We start from the raw sequence: 24349 nt of genomic DNA on the forward strand, positions 1-24349 counted from the left end.
AGGTCGCCGGTTCGGCGATCGGGTCCGCGGGCTTTCCGGCGGTGAGCGTACCTCCCGAGGCGGCGCGCGGCGTTCCCTTTGGTGGGGGCGACTACGAACCGTCCGACCGTCCAGCGGTGACGGTGGGGACCCGCAGCGTGATCGGGGTGGTCTCGATCGGCTCGCGCATATCCTCGGTGCCCGGGCGTTCATCGTCCAGAATAGGTTCGCCGAGCCCGATTTTCTCCTGGAGACGCTTCATCCAGGCCGGCGCCCACCAGCAGTCGTCGCCGAGCAGTTTCATGACCGCGGGTACCAGCAGCATGCGCAGCACGGTCGCATCAATGAATAGTGCGGCGATCATCCCGTAGGCGATGTACTGCATCATCACCAGATCGGAGAAGGCGAACGCACCGGTCACCACGAGCAGGATCAGCGCAGCGGCGGTGATGATCCGGCCGGTGTGCGCGGTGCCGGTGTGCACCGCGTCGCTGGTGCTCGCGCCTTTGGCCCTGGCCTCGACCATGCGGGAGAGCAGGAAGACTTCGTAATCGGTGGACAGGCCGTAGATGATCGCGATGATCAGCACGAGCACATTCGACTGGATCGGCTGCGGGGTGAAGTTCAATAGTCCTGCGGCATGGCCGTCGACGAAGATCCAGGTCAGGATGCCGAGGGTGGAGCCGAGGCCGAGCGCGCTCATCAGTGCGGCCTTGATCGGCAGCACCAGCGAGCCGAAGGTGAGAAACATCAGCAGCGTGGTCACCAACAGGACCAGGGCGATCATGACCGGGATGCGGTAGAGCAGTGCGTCGATGCTGTCCTTCTGCATGGCCGGAATGCCGCCGACGTACATGGCGACGCCGTCGGGGAGTTCCATCTTGCGCAGGTATTCGATGGTTTCCCCGCCTTCGTTCGGGTTCACCAGTGTTGCCTTGGAGCGGTAGACGTTGTCCTGGGTCAAGGATTTGGACGGCATCTCGAACTGACTGGCCAACCCGGGGGCGTGTCCGGCCGCGCGCCAGGCCTCGCCGACCGGCGTGCTGCCCTCGGCGACGAAGACGAGTTCGACGGGATCGGATCGGCGCTGTGGGAAGAACGTGTCGATCTGCTCCTGCGCGACGCGAGTCGGGTTGTCCGGTGGCAGATATCGCTCGCTGAAGCCGCCGAAGATGAGGTTCTTGACCGGGATGATCAGCAGGAAGAGCACGATGACCAGTGGGATTGCGACGGTGAGCGGTCGCTGCGTCACCCAGCGTGTGGTCTTGCCCCAGAAACCGCCCTCGATTTGTTCGGCGGTCTTGGTTCTTCGGAACCGGTTGAACCCCAACATATCCACGCGCGGACCGAGGACGGCCAGGCTGGCGGGCAGGATGGTGATGGCGGTGAAGGCGGCAAGCAGGACGGTCGCGATGGCGCCGTAGGCCATCGATTTGAGGAAGCCCTGGGGGAACAGCAGCATGCTGCCGAGGCTCGCGATGATCATGGTCGCCGAGAACACGACGGTGCGTCCGGCGGTGACGACGGTGCGGCGCACCGCGGCGCGAGTGTCGTAGCCAGCGGCGACTTCCTCGCGGAATCGGCTCACGATGAACAGGCCGTAGTCGATGGCCAGGCCGAGGCCGATCATCGAGAGGACCGAGGAGACAAAGGAATTGACCTCGGTGAAGCGGGTCAGGAACATGATGATGCCGGATGCGCCGATCACAGTGAGTCCACCGACGAGCAGCGGCAGGGCGGCCGCGACGAGGCCGCCGAAGATGAAGAACAGCAGCACCGCGACGGCGGGGATGGCCAGGACTTCCATGCGGTGCACATCCTCGGCCATCGTGTCGTTGAGTGTGCCCGCCACCGCTTGCAGGCCACTGACCTGCACGTCGATGCCGGGTATGGTGAAGGCGTCCTTGACTTTCCGGAAGTTGCGCACCGAGTCGGTGTCGTTATCGCCCGCGATGGCGATCGCGGCCACGGCGCGCTTCTTGTCCTCGGTGGCCGCCTTCGCGCCGCTGATCTTCGCGCCGTCGACGCGCCAGTAGGAGGCGTTGACGCCGGTGATCTCGTTCGGATACTTGTGCGGCAGGTTGTTGAGATTGTCGATGATCGGCTGGCTGAATTCCGGATCGTCGACGGTCTTGCCGTCCGGTGCGGTGTAGAGCACGACGACGTCGAAGTCGTGATTGCGTCCGAAGGCGGCGTCGGCGAGGCGTGCGGCCTGTGCGGATTCGGACGTGGGATCGTCCATACCGCCGGAGCTGAGGTGGTCCTCGAGTCCGAAGCCGTATGCACCGAGTGCAAGGAGTGCGCCCACCACGACCGCGAGTACGGCGAAGCGCAGCCGGTGGACGAGATCCCCCCAGCGCGTGAACATCAGCGCACTCCTTGCCAGCGGGAAAATTGGTGTGCTGCTTGTTCTGCCGCGCCGATCGCCAAGGGGCTGCATCCTTTCCGGGGTGCACGCTCGATGTGCCTGTAATCAAAGGTACAGGCCAGTGTGAAGAGTTAGTGTTTCAGAGATGATGCGGCCATGCGTGCGGATGTGACGCGGATTGCATTGACTGCCAAAGTATTTGAATCGTGCCGACGGGCAGTCGATGCAGACTTGCGAGTTATGAACTCCGCGGGGGTGTGATGGCGAGATCGGTTGGGCCCAGGATCTTGCCGAGAGTCGCAGCGAGGGTGTGCAATTCGTCCGGATCGAGCTTGTCGGCGAAGCATCGCTCGATGCCCGCGAGGTAGCCGGCCGCGGCCGCGTGTAGACGCTCGCGGCCCGCATCGGTGATGGCGACGAATGCGGATCTGCCGTCGTCGGGATTGGATTCGCGCGCAACCAGGCCCGCGGCGGTCATCTCGGTGACGAGCCTGCTGACCCGAGTGCGGCTGAGTACGACGCGTTCGCCGAGATCGGTCATGCGCAGTGGTTCGACGCCGTCGAGTTCGAGCAGCACGTCGTACCACGCGAGTGGGAGTCCGAAGTCCCTGCGCAGTTCGGCATCCAGGTGCGGGACGAGGTTCGCGTGCACCCGCAACAGTGCCGACCATGCGTCGACGGCCGACTGGCGGTGCTGCTCCGATTGCGTCACGGGCCGATTCTAACCACTTGCGTGCACCCGCACGCATATAATAGCGTGCGCACGCACATAAAATTGCGTGCCATCAGAAAGGAAATCTCATGACCACAGTCATCACCCGTGACGAACTGGCCGCCGCGATCGGGACCGGTACGGTGACGGTCCTGGACACCCTCGGTGCGGGCTACTACGAGAAAGCGCATCTGCCGGGCGCGCTCACCCTGGTCGAAGCTGATGTGGAATCCCGAGCTGCGCGGTTGCTTCCGGACCAGCACGCACCCATCGTGACCTACTGCTCGAACAACGCCTGCCAGAACAGCGAGGTCGTCGCCGCGAAACTGCGCGCGCTCGGATATACGAACGTCCGTGCCTACCGCGCCGGCATCCAGGACTGGACCGATGCAGGCCTGCCGATCGAATCCGAATCCTGAGTCCGGCCGGATCACGGTCGGGCGGTGCACCGCCCGACCGCGCGTCGGTCGACGAGTCGATGCGCGGTCTTGTGCCTGTTAGGGGATCAGCGGATGATCGTAGAGGTAACGATTTCTGGTCGGGGGCATCATCATCGTCGATCAGTCAGGAAACGTCGTAATGACCACCAGAATTGCCTCGGCGATCGCCGCGATCGCCATCACCGTATCTGTTGGCGCTCTCGCCGCTCCCGCGGCATCGGCGGAACCGGTTACGCCTACGCTCGGTTCGGTCGTTTTCTGCTTCAACGTCCCACTGGGTCCTTTCTTCAGCTTCAGCATCTGTATCTGAGACTGCCGGTGGGCAAAAGCCGCGGACCAGCGCGGCATTCATAACAAGGTGAACCTCTCGGCGGGCGGGGCTACCGTGGAGTGATGGCCGCGCATCTGACGCACTGGGGAGTGTTCGAAGCCGAGAGCGATGGGCAGCGGTTGACCGCAGTGCGTCCATGGCGCGAGGATCCGGAACCGACGGCACTGATCGAGAATGTGGCCTCGGCACAACATCATCCGACGCGGATCGATCAGCCTTATGTGCGACAGGGGTGGTTGGAGCGCGGGCCGGGTGCGCCGGGGCGCGGCGACGAGTCATTTGTCCCGGTGTCGTGGGAAACCGCGGTGGAGTTGGTGTCCGGCGAGTTGAATCGGGTTTACGGCGAGTACGGCGCGGAAGCCGTGTACGGCGGGTCGTACGGGTGGTCGAGTGCGGGGCGGTTTCATCACGCGCAGAGTCAGGTGCATCGGTTTCTGAATTGTCTCGGCGGTTATGTCCGGGGAGTGCACAGCTACAGTCTGGGAACCTCGCAGGTGTTGTTGCCGCATGTGATCGGCTCGATGGGGCTGTTCGAGGGGCACGCGACCGCGAAGAGCGTGCTTGTCGAACACACGGAGTTGGTGGTGGCCTTCGGTGGGCTGTCGCCGAAGAACTCCGCGGTCTCGCCGGGTGGTGTCTCACGGCACAACACCAGGACCTGGATCGCGGCGGCGCGGGCGCGCGGCTGCCGATTCGTATCGATCAGCCCACTGCGCGATGACATTCCGGCGGAGGCCGCGGCCGAGTGGATCGCACTGCGGCCAGGTAGCGATGCGGCGCTGATGCTGGCGCTGGCCCAGGTGTTGGATGCGGATGGGTTGGCGGACCACGATTTCCTGGATCGATACACGGTCGGATACGAACGGTTCATCGGTTACGTGCGTGGCGAAACCGATGGCGTCGTCAAGGATCCCGCGTGGGCGGAACGGATCACCGGATTGTCGGCCGGGCGGATCCATTCGTTGGCGCGGGAGATGGCCGGCTCGCGCACGATGATCAATGTGAGCTGGTCGTTGCAGCGTGCCGAGCACGGTGTGCAACCGCTGTGGCTCGGAGTGGTGCTTGCGGCGATGCTGGGCCAGATCGGTCTGCCGGGTGGGGGATTCGGGCACAGTTACGGGTCTTGCGCTCATGTCGGTGAACCAGCGCGCGGGCGGTCGGTGCCGAGATTCCCGCAGGGCGGCAACGGTGTTTCGACGTTCATTCCGGTTGCCAGAATCGCCGATATGCTGCTGAATCCAGGACAACCCTTCGATTTCAACGGTATGCGACTGGTGTATCCGGATATCAAGTTGGTGTACTGGTGCGGCGGGAATCCCTTTCATCACCACCAGGATCTGGCCCGACTGCACACGGCGTTCACCCGCCCGCAGACGGTGGTCGTGCACGATGCGTTCTGGACCGCCACCGCGCGCCACGCCGATGTAGTCCTCCCGGCGACCATGACCATCGAACGTGACGACTTCGGCTCCGGGCAGAACGATCGCGAGTTCTTCCCGATGAAAGCGCTCACCCGGCCGCACGGGCGGTCCCGTGACGACTACGCGATCTTCGCGGAACTTGCCGAACACATCGGTGTCGGTAAGGAATTCACCGAGGGGCGCACCGTCGAGGAATGGTTGCGGCACCTGTACGAGCAATGGCGCACCGGGCTCGACGATCCGACGGTGCCGGAGTTCGACGAGTTCTGGGACAGCGAGTCGTTCACGGTAGAGGTGCCCGATCCGGAGCATGTGCTGTTCGCCGATTTCCGCGCGGATCCGGAGCGCTTCCCGCTCACTACTCCCAGCGGCAAGATCGAGATCTTTTCCGAAACGATCGACGGGTTCGGATATGCCGATACCCCGGGCCACCCGGTCTGGTTGGAACCGCAGGAATGGCTGGGTGCCGTGACACGATTCCCGCTGCAGCTCGTCGCGAATCAGCCGCGCACCAAACTGCACAGTCAGCTCGATGTCGGCGCGCACAGTCAGTCGGTGAAAATCGGTGGGCGAGAACCGGTGCGGTTACATCCCGACGATGCCGCGGCACGAGGTCTGCGAGACGGGGATATCGTGCGGATCTTCAACGATCGCGGAAGCTGCCTGGCCGGGCTGGTCGTCGACGACGCGGTCCGGCCGCAGGTCGCGCAGTTGTCCACGGGCGCCTGGTACGACCCGGATCCGGTCGATCCCACCTTCTGTCGGCACGGCAACCCGAATGTGCTCACCGCGGACCGTCCGGCATCGACCATGAGTCAGAGCTGCGCCGGACAATTGGCGCTGGTCGAGATCGAGCCCTACGAGGGTGAGCTACCGGACGTGGCCGTTGTTCGGCCACCGGCCACGGTCGAGGGCCTCTCGTGATGGCGCGGGTGAGGCTGGTCTCAACGTGGTGTTTCGGCTGTGGTCCGGTATCGGATTTCTGTCAGGATTTCGAATTATGGTGTCGAATCCGTTGCCCGCGGTAGCTCGCCGGATCGCGCAGAAACGCTGGGTCATGCGCACGGCGCCGATAGTGATGCGGCTGGAACGGTTTGTGCGACGGGTCAGCCGTGGTCGGCGCGGTGTGCTCGATCTGGCGGGTTTGCCGTCGATCGAGCTCACGGTCGCGGGTCGCAAAACCGGGATCCCGCGCACCACATCGCTGCTGTATGTGCCGCGCGGTGACGACTTGCTGCTCGTGGGTTCCAACTGGGGCAGCCCCAAGAATCCGGTGTGGTCGGCGAACCTGCGCGCGGCCGACACCGCCATTGTCCGGCTGAAAGGGGAGCGGTTCGAGGTGACCGTCAGCGAGGTCACCGGGATGGACCGCAAACGGGCCTGGGATCAGGCGGTCGAGTTCTGGCCGGGCTACGAAATGGAATGCGAACTGTCCGGCGGACGGACCTTCCGCATTTTCGAGTTGCACCGCAGCTGAATTCACTCCGTGGCAGGCACGATCGGCGCGCCCGGATGCGGGACCGGTGCCGGTGGGGTCAATGCGGCGGCGGGCGAACCCGGCTTGGCCGGTGGCGGCGGTAGGGCCGGTGTGAGCAGTGGCGGTGCGGCCGGTGCGGGAACGATGACCCGAGTCTTGTCCGGGGTCGGTTCGGGGCAGTCGGGGGCATCGGATTCGCCGCAGGTGGCGGGCACGATCGGGGCCGCATGGGTGACGGTCGAGAGCGCACTCGTGCCGATCACCAGGACTCCGGCCGCGACCAGGACGGCTCGGCGGGATGCGAGGGACATGGCGATCACAACCAGATCGGATCGCCGTACACCGCGACCGAATTGTCGGCGGTATCGGTGGAAATGGTCGCGATCACATACGAGCGCAGGCTGACCGGCCCCATGCAGGCATCGATTTTGATCTGCACTTGATCGGTGGTGATCGAACCATGAGGTCCGGCAAGGGCTTTGGTGCCGAACGGGATGGTGGTGATCGTGCCCGGTTTGAAGGTGGTGGATACGCTGGGCAGAGCTGCGGCCCCGATGCCGACGCTCAGACCAGGAGTCGGCGCGACCATCACATTGACATTCGGTCCGACCGACGCCGCGAGCCCGAGCGAGATGCCGTTGGAAACATCGATCTGGCAACCGATTTGGTAACCCAGCGTGAGCGTGCCCGAATTGACCGATACACTGCCCGCACCGGTGATATCAGCGGCCGCGCGCACATTGACGAAGCCCTCTCGAGTGAAAGCGGTCTCGGCAAGATTCGGAACTCGATCGAGGTTTTCGGCGGACTTCGTAACCGTGAGCTGCCAGCCGTCCTCGGTGGTGACCGTGCGGGACTGATCCGGCAGTGCATCCGCCGAAGCCGATTGTGCTGGAACGAAACTCAGCACCCCCGCGGCCAGTAGGCATAGCGGGACGCCGGTCGAGCTATTCATATTGTCGATCTCCTCGCTTACGTTGCAGTCGAACGATATCCGACGCCGTGTGGGACCTTCCTCGACAGGTCGCTTGTCCAAAACGGTGCGTGGTCGGTATCGCAGCGCGCAGAATCCGGATATGCGATTCCATGCCTTCAGCGACGATGTGCTTGCCGACCACGATGCGGTGACGATTGCGAAACTGGTGCGTCGAGGCGAAATCGGCGCGGCCGAGGTCGCCGAGGCGGCGCGAGCGCGGGCCGCGCAGGTCGATCCGACATTGCGAGCCCTTGTGGTCTCGGCGGAATCCGCGCTGTCGGCGGGTGATCCGGATGCGCCGCTGTTCGGTGTGCCGACATATGTCAAGGACAACACCGATGTGCGCGGTCTGCCGACCAATCACGGCACCGCGGCGTTCGTCGGGCGGCCCGCCGTCAAGGACGGGCCGTATGCGAAACAGTTTCTGAGCACCGGGATGTCGGTGCTGGGCAAGAGTCGGCTTCCGGAGTTCGGTTTGAACGCGAGCACCGAATTCGCCGCGGCCGAACCGACGCGTAATCCTTGGCATACGGACTATTCGCCGGGTGCGTCATCGGGTGGTGCGGCCGCACTGGTGGCCGCGGGTGTGGTGCCGATCGCGCACGGCAATGACGGTGGCGGGTCGATTCGGATTCCGGCCGCGTGTTGCGGTCTGGTCGGGCTGAAGCCGAGCCGAGGGCGGCATATCGACGGTCCGCAGGCGCGGTCGATGCCGATCAATCTGGTTTCCGAAGGTGTGCTCACCCGATCGGTGCGCGATACCGCGACGTATTTCGCTGCGGCCGAACGTCATTGGCGCAATCCGAAGTTGCCGCCGGTCGGTCTGGTCGAGGGGCCGGCGCGGCGACGGTTGCGGATCGGGGTGATCGCTGATTCCATCACCGGTGCCGAAACCTGCCCGCAGACCCGGGCCGTACTCGACGACACCGTCGCGCTGCTGGAGAAGATGGGCCATGAGGTACTTCCGATCGCGCTGCCGGTCTCGCAACGCTTCGTCGACGACTTCACCACCTATTGGGGACTTTTGGCGTTCCTGATCGAGGCGGGCGGGAAATTCGCGATCGATCCGCGATTCCAGCCGGGCGATCTGGATGCGTTCACGCACGGACTCGGAGCGCTGTATCGCAAGTCCATGGCGCGCACGCCGGCCATCCTCTACCGCCTTTCACAAGTGCGTCGCGCCTACGCGGGCATGTTCCGCGACCACGAACTGATCCTCTCGCCGGTCCTGGTCCACACCACTCCGCAACTCGGCCACCTGAACCCGACCGTCCGCTTCGACGAACTCTTCGCGCGCCTCATCTCCTGGGTCGCCTTCACCCCGTTGAACAATGTCGCAGGTACACCCGCGATCTCCCTGCCCATGGGCGCCTCCACCGAAGGCCTCCCGATCGGCATGCAATTCTCCGCCGCCCACGGCGACGAACGTACGCTGCTCGAAATCGCCTTCGCCTTCGAATCCGAACGCCCGTGGCGGCGCATCCAGGACTGACAAACGGCTACCCGGGAATCGCGCGCCAATCCTCGCCGAAGGGCCCGGCCCGGCGCGCGACCATATCCAGGGCGTCTTCGCACGCACCGTCGATCGCGCGCTGCCATTGCTCGGGCACCAGCCCCAGCCGAATGGCGAGTGCGTATTCGTCCTCGTCCTTCCAGCGATAGCTCAGATCCGGTTCGACGATGAGATCCAGGTGCAGATCACTGGTGTCGACGCCGTCGGCGGTCCGCGTGAACGGCAACTGGAAATTGACATACCACCACAGGAATTCGCCTTGCTCATTCCACATCGGGGCGATCGCGAAATAGCGATCGGCGTACATGATGGCCAGCCGCGTGGTGTGCTGCCACACCCACGTCCCCATCTCCCACTCCCGGCGCGCATACGCCTCCAGCAAGCGCCCCCGCGCGCCCCGATCGTCCTCCCGCATGGACCTGATCCACAGCTCCGGCCCCGCGCCCTCTGTCCCCGGCGTCAACAACACCCGTAACTCGTCGCCGCGATCGGCCACCACCCGCTGCGGCCACTCGGTGAATGCCCGCCCAAAGATCATGTCCCGCACCACAATCGTTCGACCCACAGCGAAAGGCATCACCGTGCCCAGCCTAGTCTGCGCGCCCAGCACGAGGCCTCGGTGATTCAGTCGGTATCGGGTGGCGGCGAGGACTGCCGAGCCAGGGTTTGTGGCTCGCGTCGGCTCTATGCTTCGTCAGGTGCATCTGGAGCTGATCACGATCGTTGTGGCGGATTACGATCCGGCGATCGAGTTCTTCGTGGAGCGACTGGGTTTCGATCTGATCGAGGATTCAGCCTCGCTGACCAACGACGGGCGACCCAAGCGGTGGGTGGTGGTGCGGCCGCCGGCGGCGCGCACTGGAATCCTGCTGGCTCGCGCTGATGGTGACCGGCAGCGCGCGGCGATCGGAGACCAGATAGCCGGAAGAGTCGGATTCTTCCTCCGAGTCGACGATTTCGACTCGGCCTACGCCCGAATGACCACTGCGGGAGTGGAATTCGTGACTGTTCCTCGCATCGAGCGCTATGGGCGGGTTGCGGTATTCCTGGATATCTCCGGCAATCGCTGGGACCTCCTCGGCCCCGCGGGATGATCGCGCGCTGAACTTGCGAGACCAATCCGTTGACATTGCCTGAGGCCGCGTTTGCCAGCCCAGTCGATGAAGGTGGACAGGAAGTATCGGCCGGTGGCGCGCTCGATTCCGGGCGCGTAGCAGCGCCTGCCAGGACGCGAAGGGCCGCAGCTCGCTGCGCCGCCGCCAACGCGTGCCGGCAGTCCTCAATAGGGTGGTCACCGACGGTGAACACATCAGTACATCCGTGATCGCTCGCGCTGCTGGGTGGACCGAACCTTCCTCTATCGGGCACCGTGATCTTCTGGAGAAAACCCATGTGCTGCAAGCAGATCCAGCCGCCACCGCCGACCGTGGACCTGCGGTCCCCGTGCTTCGTTGCAGGCGGACCTGCTGGCCGCCCACGGGCAAGCCGCCGGCTTGCTGCCCGCGTCCAGCAACTGGAGAAACGACTGTCCGAAGCGCTCGGCGAGCAGACCCGGCGCTGATCCGGGCTCGGCGCACCCACCGACATCGACGCGCTCCACCAGCGCATCGACCAGCTCGAACAGCGAAACATCGACCTGCAGCAACAACTCGACGAACGCGACGACGATCTTGCCGCCGCTCGTGCCATCAACCGCGAACTCATGACCCGGCTCAGCACATCAACCCAGCCCCGATAACAGGTTCGAGCCCGCCCCTGTCGACTCGTGGCAACCGCTCCGAAGGAGGGCCGGTCGTAATCAGAGTTCCAATCGTGTTCGCGTGCTTCTTTGCGGAGTGAGCGTGAGTGAGTTCATAGAGCACGCACCCCATTCGCAAGTAGGTTCTTGAATATGGATAACGCCGGACCCAGCCGGACAGCGCTCATCACCGCGTACGCCCGCGCCTATCACCAGATCGCTGACCGACCACAGATTTTCACCGACCCCCTGGCGGCACGTCTGCTCGGCGTCACCGCAGACGAACTGGCCGAATTGGGCACGCCCACAACCAATCACCTCGGTGACGGGGCCAGCGATCGGCCCCGCCGACTGTTCTTCGCCGCACGCGCGCGCTTCGCCGAGGACGCCGTGGCCGCGGCCATCGCCGCTGGTGTGCGGCAGGTCGTGATCCTCGGCGCCGGTCTGGACACCTTCGCCTATCGCAATCCGCGCCCGGACTTGCGTGTCTTCGAGGTCGACCACCCCGCCACCCAAGCGTGGAAACGCGAACGCCTGACCACCGCCGGAATCGACCACCCTGAGACGTTGACCTTCGTGCCGGTCGATTTCGAAACCCAGACGCTGGCAGCGGGATTGGAATCCACCGGATTCAAACGGACGGACCCGGCCGTCTTCGTGTGGCTCGGCGTCGTCTTCTATCTGACTCCGAACGCCGCCCACGCCACTCTCGAATACATCGCTGGTCAGGCCCAGCCGGTCGAGGTGGTCTTCGACTACCTGCAGCCCGCGAACAGCGACGAGGGCCGCGCGCACCAGCAGGCACGTGCCGATCGGCTGGCCGAGGTCGGCGAACCCGTGTTCAGCTACTTCACGCCCGACGACATCGCCGCACAGCTGCGCGCCCTCGGCTTCACCGACATCGAAGACCACTCCGCCCCCGACCTCGTCACCCGCTACCTCGACGGATCCGCAAAATCCGCAGGCGAACCACCCCGCGCACTACGCGCGATCCGCATACTGCGCGCGAGCCGCTGAGGATTGCCCGCCACGTCGGCTTGCACCACATCTGTCGCGACGGGCCAGCATCTCCGGCATCAGCCTCTGAACTGCACAAACCCAGACAAATGCGGGAACGCACGTGGGCTGAGCCCCGGAGAACAACCCGTAGGCGTAGACGGTCTTCAACAATGTTGCTGACGTTCCCAGCCATCCAACATCGCCTGCTCGGGATCCAGATGTGCAACACCATCCGCGAGGACCAGATGGGCCGCACCAGGCGGCTCAGCAATCCCTTCCATGGTGTTGCATCAGATACAACATTGCGCTCTAGCAGGGCTAGAGACCGAGTTTGGTGACGGCGTTGTCTTCCAATGGGTTCGCGGTGCGAATGTAGTTGTGCACGGTGCGCGGGTTGGACCAGCGGCCCTGGCGCATGATCTCGCGGTCGCTGGCGCCGCCGAGGGCGGCTTGGGTGGCGAATCCTGCGCGGAGTGAGTGTCCGGAGAAGAGGTCGGGGTCGAGTCCGGCGCGTGCGGCATAGCGTTTGACGAGTTCGGCGATGGCGCGGCCGGACATGGCGTCGGCGGCGATGCCACCGTGCCGGGTAATGGTGGGAAACAGTGGGAGGGTGTCGTTTTCGGCGAGTGCGGTGCCCTGGTAGCCGTGGCAGCGGTGGATGTCTGGAGATGAGGAAGTTGTTTCGGTGAGCCAGGCGCGGATATCGCCGTGTGCGTGATGCACCTCGAGCAACTGGATCCAATCGGCGAAGGCGCAGACCGGGCAGGTGTGCGGGCGTTGGCCGCGGGGGAGCGCGACGCGCTGTTCCGCGATGCCGGTGGGGTCGGTTTTGGTGGTCGGAAGTTGCACGAGCAGCAGCGGTTCACCGGTGCCGTGGTCGAGATCGACTCGCACATCGGCGATCCGCAACCCGGCGAGTTCGCTGCGGCGCAATGCCCCCGCGAATCCGACGAGCAATGCCAGCGCGTCGCGGCGGCGCGCGGGCTCGGTGGGCCAGCCCGGCTCCGGTAGCCCTGCGAGCAGTTGTTCGAGGGTGTGCAACAGCAGGGGGCGTTTGCGCTTCGGCAGCGTGCGGCGAGTCCGGCGGATACCACGCAACGTCAGTCGAACGACATCGGAGCGCGTGGGCGACGGTAATCCGTTGGCGGCGTGCACCGCCGCGATGGCCGCTGACTTGCGCTCGAGCGTGGCCGCACTGAATGCCCACCGCTGCGAACCATCGTCACTGTGACGCAACGCATCCGCTGCCGCTGCCAGGTATACCGCGACGTCGAGCGGGTCCGCGGGCAACGCTTGCCGCCCCTCCGCCGCACACCATCCGGCCCACGCGATCCAATCGGTTCGATACGCCCGCAACGTATTCGCCGACTGTGACGCCTCCAGATACCGACGCAACGACCCGGCCTGCTCATCGTCGAATCGCTCCCGCACCAAGCGCAGGGCCACGGTATCGACCAGCACACTGCGCACGCCGCGCCGCAACTCCGTGCGGACCGACTCCGGCACCGCGACCACCGCATCGACCACCCGCTCGCTCCCATCCACCCGGCCCCGGACCGGGCTACCTTCGACGACCAACACTATGCGCTTTCCGGCGATTTCCGAGCGGCCGCAACGACTCGGCGATTCCGGTGTGGTCGCAAGAGGGGTCAGTCGGGGAGCGGCACCAGTCGCTGGGCATCGTCGAACAGATAGGACTCGGCGACACGTGCGGCGGTGAGCGCGGCTAGAGCGCTGGCCGCGAGGAGCATGTACATGACCACGATCTGGTAGCGAATAGCGGTGAGCGGATCGACACCGGCGAGGATGAGGCCGGTCATGGCGCCGGGCAGGCTGATCAGACCGACGACCTTCGTCGCGTCGATCGTAGGGATCAGCGCGGTGCGCAATGCGGACCGCCGGTGTGGCAGAAAAGCCTCGCGCGCCGAAAGACCCAGGCACAGGCGGGCTTCGATGGCGGGACGCGCATTGCGAGCGTCCTCGTGCAGTCGACGCAGTGCGATACCGGTGGCCTGCATGGCGCCGGAGACGATCATGCCGCCGACCGGGACGACGACGCGAGCCTGCGTGGAAATCACACCGAGCAGAATGAGAGCGCCGAGGGTGATGGCCGACCCGGTGCCGACCCCGATGGTCGCGGCTCGGCGCGCGTGCGGCACGCCCTGGCCACGTCGGCCCGCCACCTGCCCGGCGATCAGCACCATCAAGACGACCCAGGCGAGCGCACCCGGTAATCCGGTGTGCCGGAACAGGATCAGCAAAATGGCGCCGACCGCGACCAACTGGGCTCCGGCGCGGGTGGCGGCGATGAGCAGTTCGCGGGTCAGATGCAATCGCTGACGGTAGGCGATCGCGGCGGCCAGTGCGACGAGCACCAGCGAGGTCGCCACGCCCGGCCAGCTGGGTACGGAAAGCTGTTCTGTCACTGGGGGTTCCGTTCATCGCCGGGAGACAAATGCCCGTGTTGCAGTGTCCAGGTATCGTCGGCCACAGCGGTCACGAAGGCGGTGTCGTGGCTGACCAGGATGACACCGCCGCCGGACGCGGTGTGCTCGCGAATGAGAGTTGCCACCGCAGCGGCGGAGCCCGCGTCCAGTGCGGAGGTCGGTTCGTCGAGCAACAGCACCTCGGGTTCGACGGCCAGCGCCCGCGCCAGACACACCCGCTGCGCTTGACCGCCGGACAGTTCGAGACAGCGCCGTTCCCGGAACCCCGGTAAGCCCACCCGAGCGAGCAGCGTGTCGATGCGATCGGATGCGAGATCGGTACGGCCGACCCGGATCTCATCGGCGACGATATCGGTGAGCAGTGTCGGGCTCTGTGGTAGCAACCCGATACGGCGGCGCAGGTCCGGCGCGGGGAACCGGGTGATCGGCACGTCATCGAGCAGGATCGTGCCGCCACTCGGCTCGTCCAGCCGGTTGAGCAGCCGCAGCAGCGTGGTTTTGCCGGTCCCGCTCGGCCCGACCACCGCGGTGCACCGACCTCCCGGAAACGTCGCGGAGATGTCGGTGAGTATCGACGTTTCGCCGTGGCTCGCGCTGACCCGATCCAGACTGATGTTCGGCACCGTCCCACCATTCCCTATCTGCGCAAGTGTTTCGTGATGGAGCGAGAAAAACCGGCCGATCGCGGGGCGAGTGGACGGGCCCTGCGCATATGCCCGACGATGGGCGGATGTCGCTCGGTACGCATGAGGTCGATCTGTTCGAGAGCACCAGGGGCCGTTTGGAGGCGATCGGCTACCGGCTGCTGGGGTCGGCCGGTGAGGCCGAGGACGCGGTGCAGGAGACGTTTCTGCGGTGGCAGGCCGCCGACCGCGACTATGTCGAGACGCCCGAGGCGTGGCTGACCAAGGTGCTCACCAATCTGTGCCTCAACCAGCTCACCTCGGCGCGGGCCAGGCGGGAGACATATGTGGGCCAGTGGTTGCCCGAACCCGTGTTCGCCGGGGACCGGATGCTCGGCCCGGCCGATACCGTCGAGCAGCGTGAAGCGGTGTCGATCGCGATGCTCACGCTGATGGAGCGGCTCTCGGCCAAGGAGCGCGTGGTGTACGTGCTGCGCGAGGCATTCGGGTACGCGCACAACGAGATTGCCGAGATGCTCGATATCACCGAGTCGAACTGCCAGCAGATCTACCGGCGTGCCAAGCAGCATCTCGCCACCGATCGGGTTCGCGTGGAGGTCGACGAGGCCGCGGCCCGCAGGATCGTCGAAGAGTTCCTCGCCGCGGCGGTCAGCGGCCGGACTGAGACGCTGATCAGCCTGCTGACCGATGACGCCATCAGCATCGGCGACGGCGGCGCCTTCATCCCGACCCTCAACAGGCCGCTCGTCGGTGCGCTGCGCGTCGTGCGGTTCCTGCGTCTGTCCTTCAGGCCGACCGATGCCAAACGGAACATGGTGGGCGGCAGCCCGGCGATGTTCGCCGCGGTCGCCAACGGCGGGCCCGCGTTGGTGATGGTGGTCGGTGACCGTGTCGTCGGCATCGTGTCCCTCGAGGTGACCGCCGACGGCATCGCGGCCATCCACGCCCAGGTCAACCCGGAAAAGCTCGAGCGCGCCACCCGCCGGTGGGCGACTTCCGAACACGGAGCCCCCCTCCTCGAATCCTGGTGACCCACATCACAGTCCACTTCTGTCAGCATTCGTGTCGCTGTCCGGTTCAGGAAGCGAACCCACCGAGACAGGAGTAAGACCATGAAGCACCGCATCGTCGTCCTCGGAGCCGGATACGCCGGAGCCATCACCGCCGGACGCCTCGCCAAGCGGCTGCACCGCGACGACGTGGAGATCACCCTGGTCAACGCCGACCCTGAATTCGTCGAACGGGTGCGCATGCACCAGCTCGCGAGCGGGCAAGATCTCCCCGTCCGCCCGCTGCGCGATGTCTTCGCGGGCACCGGCGTGCAGGTCCGGATCGCGCGGGTCAGCGCGGTCGATGTGGACCGCAAGACCGTCGACCTGACCGGTGAGAACATCGGCTACGACACCCTTGTGTACGCCCTTGGCAGCACCATCGCCGACTACGGCGTCCCCGGTGTTGCCGAGTACGCCTACAACGTGGCCGGAAAGCAGGCGGCGCTGCGGCTGCGGGCACGCCTGAACGAGTTGCGGCAGGGCGAGACCGTACTGATCGTGGGCGGCGGACTGACCAGCATCGAAGTGGCCGCCGAAATCGCCGAGGCACGCCCGGACCTCGAGGTCGCGATCGCCGCGCGCGGCGGCGTCGGCGACTGGCTCGACGAGAAGGCCCAGCGCTATCTGCGTGGCGCTTTCGAGCGGTTCGGCATCACCGTCCACGAGCACGCCGACGTCACGCGGGTCACCGCGAACGGTGTGGTCACGCGTTCGGGCCAGCACATCCCGGCCCAAATGACCGTGTGGACCGCGGGTTTCACCGTGCACCCGATCGCAGCCGCCACCACCCTGGCGGTGTCGGACAGCGGGCGAATCGTCGTCGACGCCACGCTGCGCTCGGTCTCGCATCCGGATGTGTACGCCCTCGGCGACGCCGCGCACGCGGAAGGGGTCGGCGGCAAACCCCTACGGATGGGCTGCGCCACCGCGACCCCGATGGCATGGCAGGGCGCCGACGCCATCGCCGCGCGCTTGACCGGCCGCAAGGTTCCCGACGCCCCGATCGGCTACAACAGCCAGTGCATCAGCCTCGGCCGCCGCGATGGCATCATCCAGAAGGTGACTCCCGACGATCAACCCACGCCCAAGGTGACCACGGGCCGGATGGGCGCCCGTATCAAGGAGCTCATCTGCACTGCCGCGGCCTGGAGCGTCTCCCACCCGACCATGATGCTGCCCAGCCGTCACCGCCACCTCGTGGCAATCGGCGACATGGAGCCCCGGTTCGTCACCCGGTGACGCGGCCATCTGAACGCAGTTCGAGCCCGAAGCCACCGGTCCGCATGACCACGGACCGGTGGCTTCGGTTGGCTGTGCGAATGTTGGTGCGGCAGAGCTTCATTCGTGCGGCAACCGAGCGTCTGCGGCTGATGCACGAGCATCCGAGCCCGACGTGAACCGAGGGCAATGAAGCCTTCCGGGCCACCACTGTTGGCTCAGCTGACGGCAGCGCCGAACCACTTGGGCAGCACGCCGATCAGATCCTGCTGATCGTCACCGACCCACGCCACATGCCCGTCCGGGCGCAGCAGCACCGCGGGCACCTCCAGTTCCTCGCTGATATCGACGACGTGGTCGACCCGATCCGCCCAGCCCGCCACCGAGAGCCGGCCGGTCTGGTCGAGTAGCAGTCCGCGGCCGCCGTGCATCAGGCCGTAGAGGCGCCCGCGCTCGAGTCCGACGTCCCGCAGCCGCCGGCCGAGCAGCTCATGTCCCTCGCCGATGTCGTAGCGGATCCCGATCGCCGTGATCTTCTCGATCAGATACCGGGTCACCTCCTCGAAGTCCATCAGCTCCGACATCAGCCGGCGCGCCGCCTGGGGACCCGGCTCGAGGGATGTCAGCTCGACCTGCGCGCGGGTGTTGTCCAGCACGTCGGCGGCCACCGGGTGCCGTTCGGTCTGGTAGCTGTCCAGCAACCCCTCCGGTGCCCAGCCGTGGACCTCGGCGGCCAGCTTCCAGCCGAGGTTGAACGCGTCCTGGATGCCGAGGTTGAGCCCCTGCCCGCCCATCGGCGGGTGGATGTGCGCCGCGTCGCCGGCCAGCAGCACCCGACCGACCCGGTACCGCTCGGCCAGCCGGGTGGCGTCGCCGAACCGAGACAGCCAGCGCGGCGAGTGCGCGCCGAAGTCGGTGCCGGCGACCTCCCGGATCTGTTGCTTCAGCTCGTCCAGCGTCGGCGGGACCGTAGGGTTCTCGGCCACTCCGGCGGCGGGCGCGACGGCGCGGTACACCCCGTCGCCGATGGGCCCGACGCCGAACCCCTTGTGGGTCTCGCGGGCTTCGGCCACCACCGCCGCCACCGTCTCCGGCGACGCGGTCAACTCCACCTCACCCAGCAGCCACTCTTTCCTGGCGGGCTCGCCGGGGAAACCCACGCCGAGCAGCTTGCGCACCGTGCTGCGGCCGCCGTCGCACCCGACGAGGTAGCGAGAGCGCAGTTGCGTGCCATCGGCTAGCTCGACGGTCACTCCGTCCCTGTCCTGGCTCAGCCCGACCAGTTCGCAGCCGCGCCGGATCTCGGCGCCGACCTCGGTGGCGTGCTCGGTCAGCAAGCGGTCGGTGGTGGTCTGCGGGATGCCGAGGGTGTACGGATGCGCGGTGTCCAGCCGGTCCGGCGAGGGCTTGATGATGCCGGCGAAGAAACCACCGAGCGGGTACTGCCGGCCGAGCGCGAGGAACCGCTCCAGCAGTCCGCGCTGGTCCATCACCTCGACGCTGCGCGCGTGCAGGCCCAGCGAGCGCTCGATCTTGGTTGGCTCCGCATCCTTCTCCAGCACGACCACGTGCACGCCGTGCAACCGCAACTCACCGGCCAGCATCACGCCGGTCGGTCCGCCGCCGGCAACGATCACATCAATCATGGAACCCCTCTTTCGACAAAGTTGCGGGTGGGTCTGCCGCTCCGTGCCGTCTCGCCACCGGCGGTCCGACATCCCGCACCGACCCACCCGCATTGCCGTCGTTTCCGCAGGTACTGGCTTCGGCTGGAGATTCTGCAGCACGACCGGGGTCTTGCCGCAAGACCCGGGGTGCGCTGTATGCTGAAAAGGGACAGGGAGTGAGTAACCTCCTCGTCTTTCTTTCTCACCGTCCATCGGGGACGAGCAACCTCCTCGCGAAGCCGACCGCCGGCCATGCGAACTTCGTCCATTGCGCCGTTGCGATCGCGACTTGTCGCGACTCTGTACCTATTAGTATGTACACTCGCCGGGTGAGCACCAGGGACCGCCTCGTCGAAAGTGCCCGCGCGCTGCTGTGGGAACGCGGGTATGTCGGAACCAGCCCGAAGACCATTCAGCAGCGCGCCGAGGCCGGCCAGGGCAGCATGTATCACCACTTCGCCGGCAAGGAGGATCTGGCACTCGCGGCCATCCGCCGTACCGCCGAGGAAATCCGGGCCGGTGTCGATGCGCAGCTGTCGGTACCGGGGACGGCGGTCGAGCGCATCACCGCCTACCTACACCGTGAGCGCGATGTTCTGCGTGGTTGTCCGATCGGCAGATTGACCCAGGACCCAGAAGTGATCGCCAATCCCGCACTACGAGCGCCGGTCGAGGAAACCTTCACCTGGCTGCGCACCCGTCTCGCGGAAGTGATCCGAGAGGGCATGGACGGCGGCGAACTCGAGCCCACCCTCGACCCGGCGACCACCGCGTCCGCGATCGTCGCCACCATGCAGGGCGGATATGTCCTCGCTCGCGCGGACGGCACCAGCGAACCCTTCGACCAGGCGATCACGGGCATCCTCGCACTCCTTGCCACACGCACCATCCGGTAACGCAATAGTCAGGAATCATCAGTGCGCATATCTCGGACACCCACCACCGTTGCCGCTCCGCCCCAATGGATTACCGGTGCAGCCTGGATCGATACGGTCGCCACGCCCGAAGGACGACAACGGACCCAGATCGACAGCGTCCGTTTCGCCCCCGGCGCTCGCACCGTGTGGCACCGCCATCCTCTCGGCCAAGTACTCATCGTCACCGACGGCGCCGGCCTGGTCCAACGTCGCGGCGGACCCGTCGAAACCGTACGCACCGGCGACACCGTGCACATCGCCGCCGACGAATGGCATTGGCACGGAGCCACATCCACCACCGCCATGACCCATCTGGCCATCGAGGAGCTACCGGACGACGGCACCTCACCCGAGGCAGGTGCGCCGGTCACCGATGCCGAGTACTGCGCCGCCGATCCCGAGGCCGGCATCCCGCCGATCAGCCGCTCGATTCTGCTCCACCAGCCACTGCCCGCGCCCCTACCCACGCACCGGGTCGAGATTCGGCGTATCACCATCGCCCCCAACCATGCCAGCGGGTTGCACGTCCACAACGGCCCGGTATTCGGCAGCATCGAATCCGGCTCGGTGACCTACCAGATCGACGGCCGACCGGAGTCCGTACTCGGCGCGGGGGACGTCTTCTACGAACCCGAAGGCGTCCGTATCGCCCGCTTCGACGCCCAGCACGAAGGCGTGACATTTCTCGGATACTTCCTGCTGGATGCCGACCGGACACCCGAGATCGAATTCCCCGAGAACTAGACCGCATCGAATACGGCACTGCTGCTCGGCGGCACTGGTGTGCGCGCCGATCATTTGTCCTGCTACGGGCGCCGCACCAGCTTGCCGGGATCCTCGTCGACCCGAATCGGTTCGTACTCGACAAATTTGAGGGTGGCAGCCGTCTGATTCGTCGTGCCGGATTCCGGGCGGTTCGTGCTGTCCGCCGCCGGTGTGCGCGGCATCGGCGAGATGCAGGCTGGGCATCCGAAACAGCCCTGCTCCACCTCGCTGTCGCGCAACCCCGCCGGCGGCCACGAACACAGCTCGACCCCGTCAGTCGGCACCATAGGCCTCGGATCCTGTTGGCTCTCAATAGCATTCAGCACCCGGCGGATCAGTCCAGGCAGAACTCGTTGCCCTCGGGGTCGGTCATCACGATGAACCCGGCGCTCAACGGGGGCTCGGGCTCGTCGCGACGTACCCGTGTCGCTCCCAGCGCGACGAGCCGATCACATTCGGTCTCCAGCGCCGCCATCCGTTCCTCGCCCTGTAGTCCGGGAGCCGCACGGACGTCGAGGTGGACGCGGTTCTTGGCGACCTTGTCCTCCGGCACCTGCTGGAAGAACAATCGTGGGCCGCGCCCGTGCGGGTCCTCGATGGCCGATCTCGTGTTGCGCTGCTCCGGCGGTACACCGATACGAGCGAGGAACTCCTCCCATGCGGCCAGCGGGTCGGCATCGGCGGGCAGGTCGACTCCGGGCGGGCCGGGGTGGACATAGCCCAGTACCTCGCGCCAGAAGGTGGACAGTGCCTTCGGGTCGTGGGCATCGAAGGTGATCTGGACATGGCGGCTCATCGGGCTGCTCCGTTCGTGGCGGATTTCGTGTGCAGGTAGAGGTCGCGCAGCAGGCAGACCTCGGACATGTGGTGGATCAACTCGCGGTGGATGTGCAGCACCAGATCGGCCATGGGCAACTCGGGGAAGGGCTCCTTCGCGCCGACCGGGACCCGGAGTTCGGCCTCGCCGAGGCCACGCACCCCGGCCAGCCAGACGTCGAGCTGGGCCTCGAGTTGATCGAGCGCAGTGGCCGCACTAGGCGCGTATTCCCAGGTCTCGTACGACGCCGCCGGTGCGCCGAAATGCGCCGCGTTACGTGCCGCGAGCACGCCGACGATGACATGACCGAGTCGCCAGGCGATCGTGGTGAAGGGCGCGGGGACCGGCTGCGGGAAAGCGTAGTCGATCGTCAAGTCCCCGGCACCGGCCTGCACGGGCGCCGTCGAGCTGCCGCGTGGCCGCACGCTCCAGGTATCCGGCACCGGCGACCAGAAGTACTCGTCGTCGGTGAGGCCGTCGAGCCGCGCTCGGAGCTGATGGTCCCAATGGAACTCCCACTGCTCGCGCAGCGTCCGGTTCCAGTCGAGTTCGTCTACGTCCATGGAGCTACCCTGACACGTCTAGCGGACAGAATCGGTCCGCTATTTCTGACAGGTGGGCGACATGGACGTGGCAACCGGCGCGGAGCGGGGTACGACGGAACGGGTGCTCACCCTGCTCGGGCTGCTGCAGCAACGCCAGGTCTGGACCGGCCCCGAACTGGCCGACCGGCTCGGGGTCACGCCGCGCACGGTACGGCGCGATGTCGAGCGGCTGCGCACGCTCGGCTATCCGGTGCATGCCAGCCAGGGTGTCGGCGGCGGCTACCGGCTCGGCGCGGGGCAGGACCTGCCCCCGCTACTGCTCGACGACCAGGAGGCGATCGTCACCGCGGTCTCGCTACTGGTCGGCGCGGGTGGCGCGATCGCCAGCGCAGGCGACGCAGCACTGCGGGCGCTGACCAAGCTCGATCGGGTGCTGCCCACCCGGTTGCGGCACGAGGTGCGTGCGCTCTCCGGCTCGGTCGAATCCTTCGGCGGCGGCCGCACGCCGGTCGACCCAGAGGTGCTCATGATGCTGGCCAGAGCCTGCCGCGACGAGGTCGAGGCCGGATTCGACTACCCGTCCGGAAGCCAGGCGCGACGGCGGCAGGTCGAGCCCTACCGTTTGGTCGCCTCCGACCGGCGCTGGTACCTACTCGCCTACGACCTCGATCGCGACGACTGGCGCAGCTTCCGCGTCGACAAGATGACCGAGGTGTCGGCCCGCACCTGGCGCTTCCGCCCGCGCCCCGCGCCCGACGCGGCGACGTACGTGCAGGAGGGTGTCGCGAGCCGGGTCTACCCGCACCGAGCGCGCTTCCTCGTGCACGCCTCGGCCGACACCGTGCGTTCGCAGATTCCAGCGTCCGCGGCCGTCGTACGACCGCGCGGGAACGAGCGCTGCGAGGTACTCAGTGGCGCCGAAAACCTCGACGCCGTGCTCATGCACACGCTCCTACTGGGGCACGAGTTCGAGGTACTCGACCCGCCAGAGCTTTCGAAGCGCTGTCACGCGCTGGCGCAGCGACTGCTGTCGGCCGGTGCAACGATGCCGGAGATGGCGGACTCGTGAGCCGCGACCATCGCCAAGGTAGGTGCAGCACAAGGTAATGCACTATGGCGCCACCGGCTCGGGTCCGACCACGATCGCAATAGCAACCACGAGCGACCACCGATAATCGGCCCATCGACATAGGGATGTTCGAGGGTACGAACAGCCAACGTAGGTGTGATCAGAAGAGAACGTCGGCGAATCCCGGCACTGGTGCTATCTCGACGAACTGCTCGGCTAGCCGCGATCAGCCGGTGCCCCAACGGTTTCGGTGTGCGGGAGCACATCGGCGAAACGCGGTGTGCCGGGTTCGGACGGCAGTCGCGTCACGCGGGCGGTGAAGCTGATCGCGTGGTACCAGCCGCACAGCAGCAGCAGATCCAGCAGCCGCTGCTCGTCGAACGCGGCCGCGAGCCGGGCCCACAGCACATCGTCGATATCGCCATGATCGTGCAGGGCGTCCACGGCCAGCAGCAACAGCCGCTCGGATTCGGTTGTCCAGCAGGGATCTTCGGGGCTGCCGTGGGTCAGGGAGGTCTGTTCTTCGGCGGTGATGCCCGCCCGGGCGGCGAATACCGCGATGTGCACGCCCCATTCGTACTCGCAGCCGCAGCGGGCGCAGGTGCGGTCGATGACTAGTTCGCGTTCGCGCAGGCTCAGCGAGAGTTCCCGGCCCAGTTCGTAACTGCCCCAGCCGTGCATGGCCGTCGCCATGGGCAGGTTGCGGGCGAAGAGCCGGAACAGCGCGATGGGTGGGGCGCCCGAGGGCATCATGCGGGCCAGCAGTTCGCCTGCCTCGTCGGTGTAGGGCGGTTCCAGAGGGTCGATTCTGGACATTCCAACTCCAAGCGTTTCGGAAATAGAAACACCTCGAATGCTAGTGTTTCGATAATCGAAACACAAGGAGTGTGATGGCCGCCCCCCGTCCGGGCCACCCGGTCCGCGGCTCGACCACCGGCCGGCCGCTCATGGCCGCGCTGGATCTACTCGGCCGTCGTTGGACGCTGCGTATCGTGTGGGAACTGCGCGACGGACCGGTCAGGGCCCGCGCTCTGCTGGCCCGCTGTCAGGGATTGTCCTCGAGCGTGCTCTACCAGCGCTTGGGTGAACTCACCGCCGCAGGGCTGATCACGGCTACCGATGACGGCTACGCGCTCACCCCGCTCGGTACGGGCCTGCGCGGTGCACTCGGCCCACTCGACGCCTGGGCAACCGAATGGGCCGAGTCGCAATAGTTCTGAATAGTTCGGGCATTCAGGGCGGTTATCGCCCGCA

Annotated in this window: 27 protein-coding genes; 12 read left to right on the forward strand and 15 right to left on the reverse strand. The window is 66.2% G+C overall.

The genetic code is table 11. The features are described 5' to 3' along the window. Positions 1-91: 91 nt before the first annotated feature. Entirely contained in the window at positions 92-2347 is a 2256-nt protein-coding gene (locus ACIBW7_RS33510) for an MMPL family transporter (protein ID WP_397053403.1), read from the reverse strand. Positions 2348-2585: 238 nt separating this feature from the next. Next, a complete protein-coding gene (locus ACIBW7_RS33515; RefSeq protein WP_397053405.1) occupies positions 2586-3059 on the reverse strand; it encodes a MarR family winged helix-turn-helix transcriptional regulator in 474 nt (157 codons plus the stop codon). Positions 3060-3148: 89 nt separating this feature from the next. On the opposite strand from ACIBW7_RS33515, the gene ACIBW7_RS33520 reads away from it, so the two are divergent. Then, positions 3149-3478 carry a rhodanese-like domain-containing protein gene (locus ACIBW7_RS33520; protein ID WP_397053407.1) on the forward strand — a complete coding sequence of 110 codons (330 nt, stop codon included), beginning with the start codon at positions 3149-3151 and terminating at the stop codon, positions 3476-3478. A 141-nt stretch (positions 3479-3619) separates the two neighbouring features. Here ACIBW7_RS33520 and ACIBW7_RS33525 read toward each other — a convergent pair whose 3' ends face one another. Then, positions 3620-3799 (reverse strand): hypothetical protein, encoded by a 180-nt coding sequence (locus ACIBW7_RS33525; protein ID WP_397053409.1) that lies wholly within the window; start codon positions 3797-3799, stop codon positions 3620-3622. A 93-nt stretch (positions 3800-3892) separates the two neighbouring features. Here ACIBW7_RS33525 and ACIBW7_RS33530 point away from each other — a divergent pair, with 93 nt between their 5' ends. Together ACIBW7_RS33530 and ACIBW7_RS33535 are read left to right on the forward strand one after the other, a co-directional pair. Further along, complete coding sequence (locus ACIBW7_RS33530; protein ID WP_397053411.1) at positions 3893-6175, forward strand: molybdopterin guanine dinucleotide-containing S/N-oxide reductase; 2283 nt, start codon at positions 3893-3895, stop codon at positions 6173-6175. Between the two features lie 76 nt (positions 6176-6251). Continuing rightward, positions 6252-6728 (forward strand): nitroreductase family deazaflavin-dependent oxidoreductase, encoded by a 477-nt coding sequence (locus ACIBW7_RS33535; RefSeq protein ID WP_397053413.1) that lies wholly within the window; start codon positions 6252-6254, stop codon positions 6726-6728. A 2-nt stretch (positions 6729-6730) separates the two neighbouring features. On the opposite strand, the gene ACIBW7_RS33540 is transcribed toward ACIBW7_RS33535, so the two are convergent. Both ACIBW7_RS33540 and ACIBW7_RS33545 read right to left on the reverse strand, forming a co-directional pair. Then, positions 6731-7039, reverse strand: a complete 309-nt coding sequence (locus ACIBW7_RS33540; RefSeq protein WP_397053415.1) for a hypothetical protein — start codon at positions 7037-7039, stop codon at positions 6731-6733. Between the two features lie 5 nt (positions 7040-7044). Beyond that, positions 7045-7683, reverse strand: a complete 639-nt coding sequence (locus tag ACIBW7_RS33545) for an MspA family porin (RefSeq protein ID WP_397053417.1) — start codon at positions 7681-7683, stop codon at positions 7045-7047. A 121-nt stretch (positions 7684-7804) separates the two neighbouring features. Between ACIBW7_RS33545 and ACIBW7_RS33550 the strand changes: the two genes are divergently transcribed. Further along, positions 7805-9196: an amidase gene (locus ACIBW7_RS33550; protein ID WP_397053418.1), complete on the forward strand. Its 1392-nt coding sequence runs from the start codon at positions 7805-7807 to the stop codon at positions 9194-9196. 7 nt (positions 9197-9203) lie between these two features. Here the strand turns inward: ACIBW7_RS33550 and ACIBW7_RS33555 are convergent, their stop codons facing one another. Next, positions 9204-9755, reverse strand: a complete 552-nt coding sequence (locus ACIBW7_RS33555) for a DUF402 domain-containing protein (RefSeq protein WP_397053420.1) — start codon at positions 9753-9755, stop codon at positions 9204-9206. A 160-nt stretch (positions 9756-9915) separates the two neighbouring features. Here ACIBW7_RS33555 and ACIBW7_RS33560 point away from each other — a divergent pair, with 160 nt between their 5' ends. Beyond that, positions 9916-10311 (forward strand): VOC family protein, encoded by a 396-nt coding sequence (locus tag ACIBW7_RS33560; protein ID WP_397053422.1) that lies wholly within the window; start codon positions 9916-9918, stop codon positions 10309-10311. 263 nt (positions 10312-10574) lie between these two features. On the opposite strand, the gene ACIBW7_RS33565 is transcribed toward ACIBW7_RS33560, so the two are convergent. Then, positions 10575-10865, reverse strand: a complete 291-nt coding sequence (locus ACIBW7_RS33565; protein WP_397053424.1) for a hypothetical protein — start codon at positions 10863-10865, stop codon at positions 10575-10577. A gap of 243 nt (positions 10866-11108) precedes the next feature. Between ACIBW7_RS33565 and ACIBW7_RS33570 the strand changes: the two genes are divergently transcribed. After that, positions 11109-11972 carry a class I SAM-dependent methyltransferase gene (locus ACIBW7_RS33570; RefSeq protein WP_397053426.1) on the forward strand — a complete coding sequence of 288 codons (864 nt, stop codon included), beginning with the start codon at positions 11109-11111 and terminating at the stop codon, positions 11970-11972. Positions 11973-12272: 300 nt separating this feature from the next. On the opposite strand, the gene ACIBW7_RS33575 is transcribed toward ACIBW7_RS33570, so the two are convergent. The 3 genes from ACIBW7_RS33575 to ACIBW7_RS33585 form a co-directional block, all read right to left on the reverse strand. Continuing rightward, positions 12273-13481: a site-specific integrase gene (locus ACIBW7_RS33575; protein WP_397053428.1), complete on the reverse strand. Its 1209-nt coding sequence runs from the start codon at positions 13479-13481 to the stop codon at positions 12273-12275. Positions 13482-13603: 122 nt separating this feature from the next. Then, positions 13604-14380: an ABC transporter permease gene (locus ACIBW7_RS33580; protein WP_397053429.1), complete on the reverse strand. Its 777-nt coding sequence runs from the start codon at positions 14378-14380 to the stop codon at positions 13604-13606. Beyond that, a complete protein-coding gene (locus ACIBW7_RS33585) occupies positions 14377-15024 on the reverse strand; it encodes an ATP-binding cassette domain-containing protein (RefSeq protein ID WP_397053430.1) in 648 nt (215 codons plus the stop codon). Before ACIBW7_RS33585 ends, ACIBW7_RS33580 begins: the two co-directional genes overlap by 4 nt. Positions 15025-15131: 107 nt before the next feature. Here ACIBW7_RS33585 and sigJ point away from each other — a divergent pair, with 107 nt between their 5' ends. Together sigJ and ACIBW7_RS33595 are read left to right on the forward strand one after the other, a co-directional pair. Further along, the gene (gene sigJ / locus ACIBW7_RS33590; protein WP_397053431.1) at positions 15132-16076 is read left to right on the forward strand and encodes an RNA polymerase sigma factor SigJ; all 945 of its coding nucleotides are present in this window, start codon (positions 15132-15134) and stop codon (positions 16074-16076) included. Positions 16077-16157: 81 nt separating this feature from the next. Next, the gene (locus ACIBW7_RS33595) at positions 16158-17336 is read left to right on the forward strand and encodes an NAD(P)/FAD-dependent oxidoreductase (protein ID WP_397053432.1); all 1179 of its coding nucleotides are present in this window, start codon (positions 16158-16160) and stop codon (positions 17334-17336) included. 197 nt (positions 17337-17533) lie between these two features. Here ACIBW7_RS33595 and rox read toward each other — a convergent pair whose 3' ends face one another. Next, on the reverse strand, positions 17534-18961 hold the full coding sequence (rox, locus tag ACIBW7_RS33600) for a rifampin monooxygenase (protein WP_397053433.1): 1428 nt from the start codon (positions 18959-18961) through the stop codon (positions 17534-17536). Between the two features lie 350 nt (positions 18962-19311). Here rox and ACIBW7_RS33605 point away from each other — a divergent pair, with 350 nt between their 5' ends. After that, positions 19312-19878, forward strand: a complete 567-nt coding sequence (locus ACIBW7_RS33605) for a TetR/AcrR family transcriptional regulator (protein ID WP_397053434.1) — start codon at positions 19312-19314, stop codon at positions 19876-19878. A gap of 21 nt (positions 19879-19899) precedes the next feature. Continuing rightward, positions 19900-20643, forward strand: a complete 744-nt coding sequence (locus ACIBW7_RS33610) for a cupin domain-containing protein (protein WP_397053436.1) — start codon at positions 19900-19902, stop codon at positions 20641-20643. Positions 20644-20705: 62 nt separating this feature from the next. On the opposite strand, the gene ACIBW7_RS33615 is transcribed toward ACIBW7_RS33610, so the two are convergent. The 3 genes from ACIBW7_RS33615 to ACIBW7_RS33625 are packed head-to-tail and all read right to left on the reverse strand — an operon-like array spanning position 20706 to position 22044. Beyond that, positions 20706-20951: a hypothetical protein gene (locus ACIBW7_RS33615; RefSeq protein ID WP_397053438.1), complete on the reverse strand. Its 246-nt coding sequence runs from the start codon at positions 20949-20951 to the stop codon at positions 20706-20708. Between the two features lie 47 nt (positions 20952-20998). Next, a complete protein-coding gene (locus ACIBW7_RS33620) occupies positions 20999-21460 on the reverse strand; it encodes a VOC family protein (RefSeq protein ID WP_397053440.1) in 462 nt (153 codons plus the stop codon). Further along, a complete protein-coding gene (locus tag ACIBW7_RS33625; protein WP_397053442.1) occupies positions 21457-22044 on the reverse strand; it encodes a DinB family protein in 588 nt (195 codons plus the stop codon). The genes ACIBW7_RS33620 and ACIBW7_RS33625 overlap by 4 nt, the downstream gene beginning before the upstream one ends. A gap of 61 nt (positions 22045-22105) precedes the next feature. On the opposite strand from ACIBW7_RS33625, the gene ACIBW7_RS33630 reads away from it, so the two are divergent. Beyond that, entirely contained in the window at positions 22106-23095 is a 990-nt protein-coding gene (locus ACIBW7_RS33630; RefSeq protein ID WP_397053444.1) for a helix-turn-helix transcriptional regulator, read from the forward strand. A 216-nt stretch (positions 23096-23311) separates the two neighbouring features. On the opposite strand, the gene ACIBW7_RS33635 is transcribed toward ACIBW7_RS33630, so the two are convergent. Beyond that, complete coding sequence (locus ACIBW7_RS33635; protein WP_397053446.1) at positions 23312-23911, reverse strand: carboxymuconolactone decarboxylase family protein; 600 nt, start codon at positions 23909-23911, stop codon at positions 23312-23314. A 74-nt stretch (positions 23912-23985) separates the two neighbouring features. Here ACIBW7_RS33635 and ACIBW7_RS33640 point away from each other — a divergent pair, with 74 nt between their 5' ends. Then, entirely contained in the window at positions 23986-24309 is a 324-nt protein-coding gene (locus ACIBW7_RS33640) for a winged helix-turn-helix transcriptional regulator (RefSeq protein ID WP_397053448.1), read from the forward strand. Positions 24310-24349 lie beyond the last annotated feature (40 nt).

The organism is Nocardia sp. NPDC049526 (assembly GCF_044465765.1).
In the GTDB taxonomy this organism is placed as follows: Bacteria; Actinomycetota; Actinomycetes; order Mycobacteriales; family Mycobacteriaceae; genus Nocardia.